This window comes from Streptomyces sp. CA-249302 (assembly GCF_050936785.1).
Classification (GTDB): domain Bacteria; phylum Actinomycetota; class Actinomycetes; order Streptomycetales; family Streptomycetaceae; genus Streptomyces.
In genome coordinates this window covers 3,630,472-3,644,299 of record NZ_JBNJMG010000001.1, presented here as the reverse complement: position 1 = coordinate 3,644,299, position 13,828 = coordinate 3,630,472, and the positions used below count along the sequence as shown (strand labels likewise).

The 13,828-nt window shown below is 70.4% G+C and carries 13 protein-coding genes; 6 read left to right on the top strand and 7 right to left on the bottom strand.

Annotated features, from left to right (window positions below; genetic code table 11):
* Positions 1-126: 126 nt before the first annotated feature.
* The 3 genes from ACQEWB_RS16355 to ACQEWB_RS16345 all read left to right on the top strand — a co-directional run bounded on the left by ACQEWB_RS16355 (position 127) and on the right by ACQEWB_RS16345 (position 3,157).
* Complete coding sequence (locus tag ACQEWB_RS16355) at positions 127-606, top strand: hypothetical protein (protein ID WP_432831523.1); 480 nt, start codon at positions 127-129, stop codon at positions 604-606.
* Positions 607-762: 156 nt separating this feature from the next.
* On the top strand, positions 763-2,082 hold the full coding sequence (locus ACQEWB_RS16350; RefSeq protein WP_432831521.1) for a beta-xylosidase: 1,320 nt from the start codon (positions 763-765) through the stop codon (positions 2,080-2,082).
* 61 nt (positions 2,083-2,143) lie between these two features.
* Complete coding sequence (locus ACQEWB_RS16345) at positions 2,144-3,157, top strand: WxL protein peptidoglycan domain-containing protein (RefSeq protein WP_432831519.1); 1,014 nt, start codon at positions 2,144-2,146, stop codon at positions 3,155-3,157.
* Here ACQEWB_RS16345 and ACQEWB_RS16340 read toward each other — a convergent pair.
* Together ACQEWB_RS16340 and ACQEWB_RS16335 are read right to left on the bottom strand one after the other, a co-directional pair.
* Complete coding sequence (locus ACQEWB_RS16340; RefSeq protein ID WP_356349612.1) at positions 3,051-3,389, bottom strand: P-II family nitrogen regulator; 339 nt, start codon at positions 3,387-3,389, stop codon at positions 3,051-3,053. The two genes, ACQEWB_RS16345 and ACQEWB_RS16340, sit on opposite strands and share 107 nt — an antisense overlap.
* Complete coding sequence (locus ACQEWB_RS16335; RefSeq protein ID WP_432831517.1) at positions 3,386-4,708, bottom strand: ammonium transporter; 1,323 nt, start codon at positions 4,706-4,708, stop codon at positions 3,386-3,388. The genes ACQEWB_RS16340 and ACQEWB_RS16335 overlap by 4 nt, the downstream gene beginning before the upstream one ends.
* A 151-nt stretch (positions 4,709-4,859) precedes the next feature.
* Between ACQEWB_RS16335 and era the strand changes: the two genes are divergently transcribed.
* Positions 4,860-5,819: a GTPase Era gene (gene era / locus ACQEWB_RS16330; RefSeq protein WP_432831515.1), complete on the top strand. Its 960-nt coding sequence runs from the start codon at positions 4,860-4,862 to the stop codon at positions 5,817-5,819.
* Here era and ACQEWB_RS16325 read toward each other — a convergent pair.
* Positions 5,799-6,656, bottom strand: a complete 858-nt coding sequence (locus ACQEWB_RS16325) for a helix-turn-helix transcriptional regulator (protein WP_432831513.1) — start codon at positions 6,654-6,656, stop codon at positions 5,799-5,801. The two genes, era and ACQEWB_RS16325, sit on opposite strands and share 21 nt — an antisense overlap.
* Before the next feature lie 119 nt (positions 6,657-6,775).
* Here ACQEWB_RS16325 and ACQEWB_RS16320 point away from each other — a divergent pair, with 119 nt between their 5' ends.
* On the top strand, positions 6,776-7,630 hold the full coding sequence (locus ACQEWB_RS16320; RefSeq protein ID WP_432831511.1) for an NAD-dependent epimerase/dehydratase family protein: 855 nt from the start codon (positions 6,776-6,778) through the stop codon (positions 7,628-7,630).
* Here the strand turns inward: ACQEWB_RS16320 and ACQEWB_RS16315 are convergent.
* The 4 genes from ACQEWB_RS16315 to ACQEWB_RS16300 all read right to left on the bottom strand — a co-directional run bounded on the left by ACQEWB_RS16315 (position 7,627) and on the right by ACQEWB_RS16300 (position 11,603).
* Entirely contained in the window at positions 7,627-8,877 is a 1,251-nt protein-coding gene (locus ACQEWB_RS16315; protein ID WP_432831509.1) for an MFS transporter, read from the bottom strand. The two genes, ACQEWB_RS16320 and ACQEWB_RS16315, sit on opposite strands and share 4 nt — an antisense overlap.
* Positions 8,874-10,175 (bottom strand): GH1 family beta-glucosidase, encoded by a 1,302-nt coding sequence (locus ACQEWB_RS16310; protein ID WP_432831507.1) that lies wholly within the window; start codon positions 10,173-10,175, stop codon positions 8,874-8,876. Before ACQEWB_RS16310 ends, ACQEWB_RS16315 begins: the two co-directional genes overlap by 4 nt.
* Positions 10,176-10,241: 66 nt before the next feature.
* On the bottom strand, positions 10,242-10,508 hold the full coding sequence (locus ACQEWB_RS16305; RefSeq protein WP_432831505.1) for a protealysin inhibitor emfourin: 267 nt from the start codon (positions 10,506-10,508) through the stop codon (positions 10,242-10,244).
* Between the two features lie 21 nt (positions 10,509-10,529).
* On the bottom strand, positions 10,530-11,603 hold the full coding sequence (locus tag ACQEWB_RS16300) for a M4 family metallopeptidase (protein WP_432831503.1): 1,074 nt from the start codon (positions 11,601-11,603) through the stop codon (positions 10,530-10,532).
* Between the two features lie 319 nt (positions 11,604-11,922).
* Here ACQEWB_RS16300 and leuA point away from each other — a divergent pair, with 319 nt between their 5' ends.
* On the top strand, positions 11,923-13,644 hold the full coding sequence (leuA, locus tag ACQEWB_RS16295; RefSeq protein ID WP_432831501.1) for a 2-isopropylmalate synthase: 1,722 nt from the start codon (positions 11,923-11,925) through the stop codon (positions 13,642-13,644).
* The last annotated feature ends 184 nt before the right edge of the window (positions 13,645-13,828 follow it).

Genomic DNA, 13,828 nt, shown 5'->3' with positions numbered 1-13,828 from the left:
CCGTCAGATTCCGAGCCGCGCAGCGCGCCGCACCCGCCTGCCGTGGACGTTCCGTCGGGGCGCACATACAGCCACCCCCCAATTCCCCCCAGAAGTTCCCGTACGCGGGAAGGGAGCTGAACCCCCATGAGACGCAAGCGCATTGGTATGGGTGCGGCACTGGCGGTCGGGACCCTCGCGGTCACCGGACTCGCCTTCGCGCCGACGGCCGCGGCCGTCACCCCCGACACCGCCACGATCACCGCCGACTGCGGAGCCTTCGGCGGCGGCGAGGCCACGCTCACCGCCACCCAGGACGGCACGGCGGCCACCGTCACCCTCACCTCGTCCGCGATCACCGCCCCGATCGCCCTGTCGGCGGACTCCATCACCTCCGACCTCACCTTCGTGAACAACACCACCGGCGGAACCACCTCCTTCACCGGCACGGAGAACCCGGCGATGGCCGCCGGCGACCCCGTCACCGTCGGCCCGCTCAGCGGCACCGTCGCCTCCGGCGACAGCCTGGAGGCCTACGGCGGTTCGCTCACGATGACCGTCTTCGGCATCACCATCACCTGCACGGCGACCGCCGCGCAGTCCCCGGGCCCGTTCGTCTTCGACTGAGCCCTCCCGGTTCGTTCACAGCAAACGGACCGTCAGTTCCTGGGCGACGAACAGGAACTGACGGTCCATCAGTTCATTTCGCGCTCTCCATTGACTTCTCACGCGATCCACACATCAATGCCCCCAGTGAGCGCAGAAGAGAGGGGGCACACACCCATGGGAACGCAGAACCGAAGACGCCGCTGGGCGTCTCTGCTCGGGGCGACCGCGCTCGCGGTCACCGCGGGCGGCGCACTGGCCTGTCCGGCCGGCGCCGCCACGGACGTGGACTTCGCCACGCACTGCATCCCGCCCGCGGTCGCCGGCATCCCGCCGATCGACGGCACCACCACCGCCAACATCGCGGTGAGCGACACCACCCCGGACGTCGGTGACACCGTCACCGTGACCTACACGGTGGTCAAGCCCGCCGCCAGCAACCCCACCGCGATCGCCCTGCCGGCCGACATCATGACGCCCACCGGCAAGGTCACCCTCGGCGGGGCGCAGACCGGTGACATCACGGTCGCGGGACCGAAGAAGAACGACCCGGTGCCGGGCAACGGCGCCTTCCCGTCGTTCTCCATGACCGGCACCTTCAAGGTCACCGCCGCCGGGTCGATCACTCTCTCGCCCGGCGACTACAACATCCACACCAGCTACATCCTGGAGCTGGACACCCCGTGCACGGTGACCAACCCGCCCGCGCCGGTCTCCGAGACCCTCACGGCGACGGACACCAGCACGCCGGTCAACAACCGTGCCATCGGCCTCGACAAGGCCACCGGCAACCCCGGTGACAGCGTCACCGTCACCGGCACCGGGTTCACGGCGGGCGCGACGGTGACCCTGGCCGGGCGGTCCGGGGACACCCAGACCGGGGACACGGCGACCACCACCGCGGGTTCCGACGGCAAGATCAGCGCTCCCCTCGTCGTCAACGACAAGACGACGACCGGGATCGTGGCGTACGAGGGCAGCGCGTGGACCGAGGCTCTCGGCTCACCGGCGGCCGCGTACACCGTCGTCGACAACACGCCGATTCCGCCCGGGAGTCAGAAGATCACGACGACCGTGAACGCGGGCACGCTGTCGATGTCCCAGGACGGGGACTCCGTGGCGCTGTCGGCGGTCAAGTTCGGCACGGGCGGGGCCTCCACCGGCGCGCTGCGGACGGTCACCGTGCAGGACTTCCGTGGCGGGCCGGCCGGCTGGTCGCTCACCGGTAAGGTAACCGACTTCACCGGGCCCGGCGCCAAGATCGATGCGAGCAAGCTGAGTTGGACCCCCGCCTGCGCCACCAAGGCGGGCAGTCCGAGCACCTGCCAGGCGGGTTCGGCCGGTGTGGTGGGCAGTTCGGGCGCGACGCTGGCGTCGACCCCCAACGGCACGGTCACCGGCGGTGAGTTCACGGCGGACGCGGGGCTCTCCCTCGACGTACCGGCGTTCACGCCTCCCGGTTCGTACTCCGGGGTCCTGACCCTCACGCTCAGCTGATCGACCGTACGGGCGTCCGCACCCGCCCGTCCAAATCTTCCACACGTGGGGGTCCGCACCCATGCGCAAGCTGTACGTCCTCCTCCTGGGCCTGGTCCTGGCCGCGCTGTCGGCCGCGCCCGCGCATGCCGCCGACAACGGCAGCTGGTCCGTCTACCCGGCCGCGTCGAAGCTCGGCGCACGGCCGTACTTCTATCTCTCCGCCGATCCCGGGACGACCATCTCGGACAAGGTGGTCGTCGCCAACAAGACCGGGAAGCCGCTGACCTTCCGGATGTACGCCGCCGACGCCTACAACACGGCGCGGGACGGCGGGTTCGCCGTGAAGACGGTGAAGGAGAAGCAGCGGGGGGTGGGTGCCTGGGCCCGGCCGGCCAAGTCCCGGATCACCGTCCCGGCGCACGGCAAGGTCACCGTACCCTTCACGCTCACTGTCCCCGAGGGCGCCGAACCCGGCGACCACCCGGGCGCGTTGGTCGCCCTCGACGAACGGATCGACCAGGGTTCCGGATCGCTCGCGCTGGGCGTCCAGAGGGCGGTCGCCGCCCGGGTCTACCTGCGTGTCGGCGGCCCGACCCTCTCCGCGATCTCGGTCGAGAACGTCCACGTCGTCCACCACCAGCCCCTCGTCCCCGGCCTCGGTGACAGCACGGCGACGATCTCCTACACCCTGCACAACACCGGCAACGTCACCCTCGACCCGAAGGTGGAGCTGCGCGCGAAAGGCCTGTTCGGCCGCACACTCCTGTCCCGCGACCTGACCCGCATCCCCGCCGAACTCCTCCCCGGCCAACGCGTCCACCTCACCGAACCCTGGCACGGCGCACCCCAACTCGACTGGGGCGACGTCACGTTGACGGCCAGCGCCAAGGACACCAGGGAATCGGCGAGCGCGTCCTTCTTCGCCCTGCCCTGGCTGGTCGCGGTGCTCCTGCTGGTGATCGCGGTACTGGGAACGGTCCTGCTGCTCAGAGCGCGTCGGGCCCGCGTTCTCCCGTCCGGACCCGTACGACCGTCTCGACCGGCAGTGCCCACACCTTCCCGTCCCCGATCTTCCCCGTCTGTGCGGCCTTGACGATCGCGTCGATGACGGCGTCGGAGTCGGCGTCGTCGACGACGACCTCGATGCGGACCTTGGGTACGAGGTCGACCTGGTACTCGGCGCCGCGGTACACCTCGGTGTGGCCGCGCTGACGGCCGTAACCGCTGGCCTCGGTCACGGTCAGGCCGTGGACGCCGATCTCCTGGAGGGCGGTCTTCACCTCGTCGAGGCGGTAGGGCTTCACGATCGCGGTGATGAGCTTCATGCCTGGGACTTGACCTTCTGGGCGGAGGGGACGACGGAGGAGCTGACCGGGGCGCCGTGGCCCAGGACGCCGTGATCGTATGCCGTCTCGGCGTGCACCGTAAGGTCCAGGCCGGTGTGCTCGTGCTCCTCGCTCGCGCGGAAGCCCATCGCCTTGTCGATCACCTTGGCGATCGCGTACGTGAGGACGAAGGCGTATGCCGCCACGACGACCACGGCCACCGCCTGCTTGCCGAGCTGGGCGAGCCCGCCGCCGTAGAGGAGGCCCTCGGTGCCACCGGTCATCGCCTTCTCCGCGAAGACGCCGATCAGCAGGGTGCCGATGACACCGCCGACCAGGTGGACGCCGACGACGTCGAGCGAGTCGTCGTAATTCAGCCTGAACTTCCAGCTCACGGCGTACGAGCAGACGACACCGGCGCCCAGGCCGACGACCAGGGCGCCGAGGAGCGAGACCGAGCCGCAGGACGGGGTGATGGCGACCAGGCCCGCGACCGCGCCGGACGCGGCGCCCAGGGTGGTCGGGTGGCCGTCGCGCTTCTGCTCGACGAAGAGCCAGCCGAGCAGGCCGGTGCAGCCGGCGGCGAGGGTGTTGAGGAAGACGGCGGCGGCGAGGCCGTTCGCGCCGAGCGCGGAGCCGGCGTTGAAGCCGAACCAGCCGAACCAGAGGAGACCGGCGCCGAGCATGACCATGGGGAGGTTGTGCGGGCGCATGGCGTCTTTCCTGAAGCCGAGCCGCGGGCCGAGGACCAGGCAGAGGGCGAGGCCCGAGGCGCCCGAGGTGATCTCGACCGGCAGACCGCCCGCGAAGTCGAGGGCGCCGAGGTGCTCCAGGATCCAGCCGCCCGGACCCCAGACCCAGTGGGCGACGGGAACGTATACGAGCAGTGCCCAGACCGGCACGAACACCAGCCACGCCCCGAACTTCACGCGGTCCGCGACCGCGCCGCTGACGAGGGCCGCCGTGATGATCGCGAAGGTGAGCTGGAAGGTGGCGAAGAGGAGGGTGGGGACCGTGCCCTGCACGCTGTCCGGGCCGAGACCGGCCATCCCGGCGTGCTGCAGACCGCCGATCAGCCCGCCGCCGAGGTCGTCGCCGAAGGCGAGCGAGTAGCCGGCGGCCAGCCACACCACGGTGACCAGCGCGATCGACACGAAGCTCATCATCAGCATGTTGAGGACGCTCTTCGTGCGGACCATGCCGCCGTAGAAGAGGGCGAGGCCCGGGGTCATCAGCAGCACGAGGGCGGTGGCGGCGAGCAGCCAGGCGGTGTCACCGGTGTCGATGCGCTCTGCTGCCAAGGACGCGGCGAGGGGCATGGGGGTCTCCAACGGGGTGGGGGCTCGTCAGAGGGTCACCGGCGTGCGTTTCCGGATGCGTACGACCGTGTTTCCGTGACGTTTCGTTGCCTGCGGGTTACCGAAACCTCACGGTGCGGCGGAGCTCTGTGGATCAGGGAGAATGGGCCGCATGAGCGTTCGCAGTCAGTCATCCGAGCCGTCGGCCGCGCCGGAGGCACCCCACCGCGCCGGCTTCGCCTGCTTCGTGGGCCGCCCCAACGCGGGCAAGTCCACCCTCACGAACGCTCTGGTCGGGCAGAAGGTGGCGATCACCGCGGACCAGCCGCAGACCACGCGGCACACCGTGCGGGGCATCGTGCACCGGGAGGACGCCCAGCTGATCCTGGTCGACACCCCCGGGCTGCACAAGCCGCGGACGCTGCTGGGGGAGCGGCTGAACGACGTGGTCCGCACCACCTGGGCCGAGGTCGACGTGATCGGTTTCTGCCTCCCCGCGAACGAGAAGATCGGCCCCGGCGACCGTTTCATCGCCAAGGAACTGGCGGGGATCCGCAAGACCCCCAAGATCGCCGTCGTCACCAAGACGGACCTCGTCGACTCCAAGGCCCTCGCCGAGCAGCTCATCGCCATCGACCAGCTGGGCAAGGAGCTCGGCTTCGAGTGGGCCGAGATCGTGCCGGTGTCGGCGGTCGGCGACAAGCAGGTGAGCCTGCTGGCCGACCTGCTCGTCCCGCTCCTCCCGGAGGGCCCCGCGCTCTATCCCGAGGGCGACCTCACCGACGAGCCCGAGCAGGTCATGATCGCCGAGCTGATCCGCGAGGCGGCCCTGGAGGGCGTCCGCGACGAGCTCCCGCACTCCATCGCGGTGGTGGTCGAGGAGATGCTCCCCCGCGAGGACCGCCCCGCCGACAAGCCCCTCCTGGACATCCACGCCAACCTCTACATCGAACGCCCCAGCCAGAAGGGCATCATCATCGGCCCGAAGGGCGAGCGCCTGAAGAAGGTCGGGATCAAGTCGCGTAAGCAGATCGAGGCGTTGCTCGGAACTCCCGTGTTCCTGGACCTGCACGTGAAGGTCGCCAAGGACTGGCAGCGGGATCCCAAGCAGCTACGTCGACTGGGGTTCTGACGGGGTCAGGTCCTGGAGGCCTACGACGCGCAGGAGTTGGAGGCGTTCGTAGGACTCCGTGCCCGGGCGGGCCGTGTGGATGACCAGCATGTGGTGGGCGTCCTGGGTGGCGAGGATCTCGCAGTCCAGTTCCAGGAGGCCGACCAGCGGGTGCCGGAAGCGCTTCGTGGACTGACGGCGTACGGCGACCTCGTGCTCGTCCCAGAGCGCCGCGAACTCCGCACTCCCCGCCCGTAGTTCGGCCACAAGACCGGCCGGTTCCGGGTCGTCGGGGCGGGCCGCCGCCACCGCCCGCAGGTTGGCCACATGGGCGCGCGCGTGGTCGGGCACGTCCTCCGGCGGGAAGAGCTCGCGGGAGGCCGGGTCCAGGAAGAAGCGGCGGAGCATGTTGCGTTCGCGGGGCGGGCGGGCGAAGGCGTCCCCCGACAGCGCCCGGGACATCGCGTTCTGGGCGAGCATCTCGCCGCAGTCGCTCGTCACCAGCGCCGGGGTGTCGTACAGCCGGTCCAGGACCAGCAGCAGCCCGGGGCCGACGTGTCCGGACGCGCCGCCCCGGCGCGGCGGCTCCTCGCCCGCCAGGTGGAACAGATGGTCCCGCTCGTCGTCCGTCAGACGCAGCGCACGCGCCAGCGCCGTCAGCATCTGGCGGGACGGGCGCGGGCCCCGGGACTGCTCCAACCGCGTGTAGTAGTCGACCGACATGCCGGCCAGCTGAGCCACCTCCTCCCGGCGCAGACCCGGCGTACGGCGGCGGGCGCCGGCCGTGAGGCCCACGTCGGACGGGTCCAGGCGGGCGCGGCCGCGGCGCAGGAAGTCGGCGAGTTCGGCTCGGTTCACCTCTCCAGCGTGCGGGAAGCCGGCCGGCTTATCCAGGGACTGCCGATCCCCTGATCGGGAGGTCTCTCCCGGTACCGGGATCCCCGTTGAAGGCTGGTCCGTGACGAGAGGAGCAGGACATGCTGACTTTGGTGACCGGTGTGACGGGACAGGTCGGACGGCGCTTCGTGCCGAGGCTGCTGGCGCAGGCCCGGCCGGGGGAGAGGGTACGGGTGCTGGTGCGGGACGCGGCCCGTGGGGAGCGGTTCGCGGAGCTGGGCGCGGAGGTCGTCGTCGGCGATCTGCGGGACACGGAGGCGCTCGGCAAGGCGGTGGCGGGCGTGGATGCCGTCGTGAACGTCGCGGCGGCGTTCCGTGGCGTGCCGGACGAGGAGGCGCGGTCCGTCAACCGGGACGCGGCGGTGGAGCTCGGCCGTGCGGCGCAGGCCGCGGGGGTTGCGCGGTTCGTGCAGGTCAGTACCGGGCTGGTGTACGGCACCGGGCGGGGGCGGCCGGTGACGGAGGAGGACGAGAGCCGGCCGGGCGGCGCGATGTGGGGTGCGTATCCCGAGTCGAAGGCGCAGGCGGAACGGGAGCTGCTGGCGATGGAGGGCCTGGACGTTCGGGTCGGCCGGCTGCCGTTCGTGTACGGGGAGGGGGATCCGCATCTCGCGCAGACGCTGATGTGGGCGGGGAACTGGGCGGCGACGCAGCGGCTGCACATGGGGCACCATGCGGATGTGGCCCAGGGGTTGCTGCGGATCCTGCACGCGCCGGGTATAGCGGGCCGGATCTACAACATCGCCGACGACACGCCCGTCACGGCGGTGGAGCTGCACCAGTTGAACGGCGCGGAGGTCCCGCCGGAGGTGCAGGACCGCACCGACCCCGACCCGTGGCTGGTGATCATGTCCACGGAGCGGATTCGGCGGGAGCTGGGGTATCGGCCGATCTATCCGTCGGTCTATGCGGCCAGGGACGCCGGGGCGCTCTAGTCGACGCCCCTTATACGGTCCACGAACACCACCCCCGCCACCCCGATCACCGCCGCCACCGCGTACAGCACCCGGTAGCCGCCGAGATACGTCACGAGCGGGGCGGCGAGGGCGGGGGCCGCCACCTGGGGGAGGGCGTTGGCGACGTTGATGACGCCCAGGTCCTTGCCGCGGTCCGCCGCCTTCGGGAGTACGTCCGTCATCAGGGCGAAGTCGACCGACATGAACACCCCCAGGGCCACGCCCAGCAGCGCCGCCACCACGATCGCGCCCGGCCAGGTCTGCCACGCGGCCAGCAACGCCGTGGCCGCCGCCATCAGCGCCCCGGACCACTTCACGAACGGTTTCCGGCGCCCCACCCGGTCCGACCAGATGCCGCCCACCACGACCGTGGCCAGCAGCGCCACGCTGTCCACCGCGGTCAGGATCAGCACGCCCTGCTCCGGGTCGGAGTAGTGCAGCCGGTCGCGCAGGTAGTACAGCAGGTACAGCAGCACCAGCGCGTTGCTGAGGTTGATCAGGAAGCGGGTCAGCCAGGCCCAGCCGAAGTCCGGGTAGCGGCGCGGGCTCAGCCAGAAGCCGCGTGCGAACGAACGCCAGGACCAGGCCGGCCGGTCCGTGGCCGCCAGCCGGAGGTCCGGGTGCCGGAGCACGTACGGCAGCACACCCGCCAGCGCGAACACCGCGCAGGCCACATAGCCCGCCGAGATCCCGCCGGCGACCGTCGCCAGGCCCGTCCCGGCGACCGCCCCGAGGATCTGCGCCGCCCCCAACCAGCCGCCCACCACGCCCCGTTGGAGCCGGGGTACCCGGTCCGGGACGGCGGCCGTGACCGCCGCGAACGCCGCGTTCAGGGTCAGTTGGACCAGGCACCAGCCGAGCGTCATCAGCCACAGCCCGCCCGCCCCGGCGAGCACCAGCAGCGACAGCGCACCGCCCGCCGCCCCGGCCACGATCCACGGCGAACGGCGGCCCCAGCGGGCCGTGGTGCGGTCCGACAGCGCCCCGAAGAACGGGTTCGCCGCCAGCGACACCACCGCGCCCACGCCGGTCACCCAGGCCAGCAGCGTCTCCTTCGACATGCCGGTGCCGGGCGCGAAGTCCTCGGCCTGCCGGGCCAGCAGGATCTGCAGCGGGCCGTACCAGCCCACCCAGATCGCCACGTTGGCGAGCGACAGGGACGCCGTCCAGCCGCGGCCGACCCGCTCGACCGGCTCGGCCAGGGCGCCCGGCGGGGCTGCGGTCACCTCTGTGCCCGCAACAGCTCCCGGAACCAGTCGTACGAGGCCTTCGGCGTCCGCTTCTGCGTCTCGTAGTCGACGTGCACGAGACCGAACCGCCGCTCGTACCCCTCCGCCCACTCGAAGTTGTCCAGCAGCGACCACACGAAGTACCCGCGCACGTCCACGCCCGCCGCCACCGCGTCGTGCAGGGCGCGCAGGTGGCCGTCCAGGTAGGCGATGCGGTCCTGGTCGTCGAGCCCCTCGTAAGAGCAGCCGTTCTCGGTGATGACGACGGGCGGGAGCCGGTCGCCGTAGCGCTCGCGGAAGCCGGTGAGCAGCTCGGTCAGGCCCGCCGGGACCACCGGCCAGCCGAAGTCGGTGACCGGGACGCCCTCGATCTGCCGTACCGAGAAGGGAAGTTCGGCCGGGATGGTGAGGCCGCCGAACTCGATGTCCTCGCCCTGCGGGGCGCCCACCCGGGTCGGCGCGTAGTAGTTGACGCCGTACCAGTCGATCGGCTCGGAGATGACCTTGAGGTCCGCCTCGACGTCCCCCGGCATCAACTCGCCGAGACCGTCCGGGTACTGGCCGAGCAGCAGCGGGTCGGCGAACAGGCGGTTCAGCAGCAGGTCGTAGAAGCCCGCCGCCTCCAGGTCCGCCGGCTCCTCGGACGCCGGCCAGGTCGGGCCGTGCGAGTTGGCGATCCCGATGTCGTTCGCGCCGGCCGCGCGCAGCGCCCGTACCGCCAGACCGTGCGCGAGGAGCTGGTGGTGGGCCACCGGCAGCGCGTCGAACAGGAGTTGCTTCCCGGGGGCGTGGGCGCCGAGCGCGTGTCCCAACAGGGTGTGTTCCGCGGGCTCGTTGAGGGTGATCCACTTCTTCACCCGGTCGCCCAGGCGCTCGGCGACGACCGACACGTACTCCGCGAACCGGGCGGCGGTGTCCCGGTCCAGCCAGTCCAGCGTGACCGGCAGGTCCCAGTGGAAGAGGGTCGGGACCGGCCGTACCCCCGCCGTGAGCAGCTCGTCCACGAGGCGGTCGTAGAAGTCGAGGCCCTTGGGGGAGTTCACCCTCGGCCAGGAGATCGAGAAGCGGTACACGTCCACGCCCAGGCCGGCCAGGAGGGCGACGTCCTCGCGGTAGCGGTGGAAGTGGTCGCAGGCCACCGCCGCCGTCGAGCCGTCCTTGACCCGGCCCGGCTCGGCCGTGAAGGCATCCCAGACGGACTGCTCGCGCTCGTCCGCCGCGCCCTCGATCTGGTGGGCCGAGGTGGAGACGCCCCACAGGAAGCCGGCCGGGAACTGGGGAATCGGGTTCGTCATGCGCGGATCATCCTTACCCGTCGGTAAGGAAGTCAACGCCTGTGCGTGAACGACCTGTTACGGGCCCTACGCGCCTTCCTTCAGCACCCTCGTGATCAGCTTCCGCTGCTCCTCGGTGAGCCGGGGATCGGCCGCGTAGACCGTCCTTCCGTCCACCGTGATCTCGTAGTTGAACCCGTCGGGCACCCCGACGGAGGGACCGCCCCGGCCGCCGGCGACCGCCCGCTCGGCCAGGGCCTGCCACTCGCTCGCGTCGGGCCGCCCCGAGGTGTCCACCTCGGCGCTGCGCTCGATGCCCGCGAACCCACCCGTGCGCCTCACTCGAATACGCATGGGTCCGTGTCTAGTACGGATTCACGCGGTACGCACGCCGACCTGCTCCCAGGCCTTCAGGACCGCCTGCAACTCCTCGCCGTCGTTGTAGCGGGCCTTGGCCGCCGCGACCGTGAGCTTCGCGAAGTCCGCGAACAGGGCGTCCTTCTTGAGCTCGCCGCCGGTCAGGACGTCGTACCAGACCTGCCCGGCCTTCTCCCAGGCGTTGCCGCCGAGCGCCGTGGCGACCAGGTAGAAGGCGTGGTTGGGGATGCCGGAGTTGATGTGCACGCCGCCGTTGTCGCGGCCGGTGCGGACGAAGTCGTCCATGGTCGCGGGCTGCGGGTCCTTGCCGAGGACGTCGTCGTCGTACGCCGTGCCCGGTTCCTTCATGGAGCGCAGCGCCTTGCCGGTGACGCGCGGGGCGAGCAGGCCGGCGCCGATCAGCCAGTCGGCCTCGGCGGCGGTCTGGCCCAGCGTGTACTGCTTGATCAGCGAGCCGAAGACGTCCGACAGGGACTCGTTGAGGGCGCCCGGCTGGCCGAAGTACGTCAGGTTCGCCGTGTACTGCGTGACGCCGTGGGTGAGTTCGTGGCCGATGACGTCGATCGGGATGGTGAAGTCGAGGAAGATCTCGCCGTCGCCGTCGCCGAACACCATCTGCTCGCCGTTCCAGAAGGCGTTGTTGTAGTCGTTGTCGTAGTGCACGGTCGCGTCGAGCGGGAGGCCGTTGCCGTCGATCGAGTAGCGCTCGTAGGCCTTCAGGTAGAGCTCGAAGGTGGCGCCGAGGCCCGCGTAGGCGCGGTTGACGGTGGCGTCCTTGCCCGGGTCCGAACCCTCGGCGCGGACCTTCTTGCCGGGGAGGTCGGTGTGGTGGCGGGCGTCGTAGATCGTGCGGTGCGGCTTGCCTTCGGCGGCGCCGGGCGGCGCGGCCACGCTCGGGGCGCCGATCACCGTGGTCAGGCGGCGATGGGTGCGCTCGAAGGCGTCGCGCTCCAGGGTCTTGCGGGCGGGATTCGCCAGCGCGGGGTCCTCGTTCTGTGCGAGCTTGTCGAGGACGTGAGGCGGCACGACGGTGCAGAAGACGGGCTCGAAGCCCCCGTTGGTCTTCGTCATGCCGGGAACCCTTGCACTGAGTTATTCAGGTGTCACTAGTAGCGACCATGATTGGTGAAATATCGGGACAGCGGGGCGCACGCTCCGTGACGAAGTGGTATGGCGCACTTTTTGTCCCGTTCGTCCCTCGGGTCCCGCATACTGATACGGCGCCCCGCACCCGGACCGGCTCGGCTAGCATGCTTCGCATCATGCGTTTCGGGCTGCTTCTTCTTAGCTGCCGCGGCGAGGGCCTGTAGTCCAGGTCGACTCCCTCCCCGCGGAGCTTCGCGTTGCGTCGTCGGCCGTCCTGCCGGACATCCTGAGGAGCCCCGCAAACATGGCGAACCGCCAGCAGCCCAGCACTATGCCGATCCACAAGTACGGCCGGTACGAGCAGGTCGACATCGCCGACCGCACCTGGCCCGAGCAGCGGATCACCTCCGCCCCCCGCTGGCTCTCCACCGACCTGCGTGACGGCAACCAGGCCCTGATCGACCCGATGTCGCCCGAGCGCAAGCGCCGGATGTTCGACCAGCTGGTCAAGATGGGCTACAAGGAGATCGAGGTCGGCTTCCCGGCCTCCGGCCAGACGGACTTCGACTTCGTACGCTCCATCATCGAGGAGCCGGGCGCGATCCCCGACGACGTCACCATCTCCGTACTGACCCAGGCCCGCGAGGACCTGATCGAGCGGACCGTCGAGTCGCTGAAGGGCGCCAAGCGCGCCACGCTGCACCTCTACAACGCCACGGCCCCCGTCTTCCGCCGGGTCGTCTTCCGCGGCTCCAAGGACGACATCAAGCAGATCGCCGTCGACGGCACGCGCCTGGTCATCGAGTACGCCGAGAAGCTGCTGGGCCCCGAGACCGAGTTCGGCTACCAGTACAGCCCGGAGATCTTCACCGACACCGAGCTGGACTTCGCGCTGGAGGTCTGCGAGGCGGTCATGGACGTCTGGCAGCCCGGCCCGGGCCGCGAGATCATCCTCAACCTGCCCGCCACCGTCGAGCGTTCGACCCCCTCCACGCACGCCGACCGCTTCGAGTGGATGGGCCGCAACCTGACCCGCCGCGAGCACGTCGTCCTCTCCATCCACCCGCACAACGACCGCGGCACCGCCGTCGCCGCCGCCGAGCTGGCGCTGATGGCCGGCGCCGACCGCGTCGAGGGCTGCCTGTTCGGCCAGGGCGAGCGCACCGGCAACGTCGACCTGGTCACCCTGGGCATGAACCTGTTCTCCCAGGGCGTCGACCCGCAGATCGACTTCTCCGACATCGACGAGATCCGTCGTACGTGGGAGTACTGCAACCAGATGGAGGTCCACCCGCGCCACCCGTACGTGGGCGACCTGGTCTACACGTCCTTCTCCGGCTCCCACCAGGACGCCATCAAGAAGGGCTTCGACGCGATGGAGGCCGACGCGGCCGCCAAGGGCGTCACCGTCGACGACATCGAGTGGGCGGTCCCGTACCTGCCGATCGACCCGAAGGACGTCGGCCGCTCCTACGAGGCCGTCATCCGCGTCAACTCGCAGTCCGGCAAGGGTGGCATCGCGTACGTCCTGAAGAACGACCACAAGCTGGACCTGCCCCGCCGGATGCAGATCGAGTTCTCCAGGCTGATCCAGGCCAAGACGGACGCCGAGGGCGGCGAGGTCACCGGCGGCGACATCTGGGCGGTCTTCCAGGACGAGTACCTGCCGAACCCCGAGAACCCGTGGGGCCGTATCCAGGTCCGCAACGGCCAGTCGACCACCGACACCGACGGCGTGGACACCCTCCGCGTCGAGGCGGTCGTCGACGGCGAGGACACCGTCCTGACCGGCTCGGGCAACGGCCCGATCTCCGCCTTCTTCGACGCCCTGGCGAAGGTCGGCATCGACGCCCGCCTCCTGGACTACCAGGAGCACACGATGAGCGAGGGTGCCTCCGCGCAGGCCGCCTCCTACATCGAATGCGCGATCGACGACAAGGTTCTGTGGGGAATCGGCATCGACGCGAACACGACGCGTGCGTCGCTGAAGGCGGTCGTCTCGGCCGTCAACCGGGCCGCCCGCTAACCCCTCTGACCGGCGGTTTCGGGGTCCTGATCTTCGTATACGGCGATCAGGGCCCCGTTCCTTTTCGGCCATCCGTCCGTGGAGGTCACGGAAAGGTCTCGTCCAGGGTGCTGACTAGGCCCTCTCCATGTGGCTAACATCACGCCAGCGCGACGATGTTGCCGCGCGGTTACGGAGGTGCGAC

Bases quoted from the DNA above. Each gene is read 5' to 3' on its own strand.
- ACQEWB_RS16310 (WP_432831507.1), bottom strand. From the start codon at position 10,175: ATGACGAACCCGATTCCCCAGTTCCCGGCCGGCTTCCTGTGGGGCGTC.
- ACQEWB_RS16350 (WP_432831521.1), top strand. From the start codon at position 763: ATGGGAACGCAGAACCGAAGACGCCGCTGGGCGTCTCTGCTCGGGGCG.
- ACQEWB_RS16320 (WP_432831511.1), top strand. From the start codon at position 6,776: ATGCTGACTTTGGTGACCGGTGTGACGGGACAGGTCGGACGGCGCTTC.
- leuA (WP_432831501.1), top strand. From the start codon at position 11,923: ATGGCGAACCGCCAGCAGCCCAGCACTATGCCGATCCACAAGTACGGC.
- era (WP_432831515.1), top strand. From the start codon at position 4,860: ATGAGCGTTCGCAGTCAGTCATCCGAGCCGTCGGCCGCGCCGGAGGCA.
- ACQEWB_RS16355 (WP_432831523.1), top strand. From the start codon at position 127: ATGAGACGCAAGCGCATTGGTATGGGTGCGGCACTGGCGGTCGGGACC.
- ACQEWB_RS16340 (WP_356349612.1), bottom strand. From the start codon at position 3,389: ATGAAGCTCATCACCGCGATCGTGAAGCCCTACCGCCTCGACGAGGTG.
- ACQEWB_RS16335 (WP_432831517.1), bottom strand. From the start codon at position 4,708: ATGCCCCTCGCCGCGTCCTTGGCAGCAGAGCGCATCGACACCGGTGAC.
- ACQEWB_RS16300 (WP_432831503.1), bottom strand. From the start codon at position 11,603: ATGACGAAGACCAACGGGGGCTTCGAGCCCGTCTTCTGCACCGTCGTG.
- ACQEWB_RS16305 (WP_432831505.1), bottom strand. From the start codon at position 10,508: ATGCGTATTCGAGTGAGGCGCACGGGTGGGTTCGCGGGCATCGAGCGC.
- ACQEWB_RS16345 (WP_432831519.1), top strand. From the start codon at position 2,144: ATGCGCAAGCTGTACGTCCTCCTCCTGGGCCTGGTCCTGGCCGCGCTG.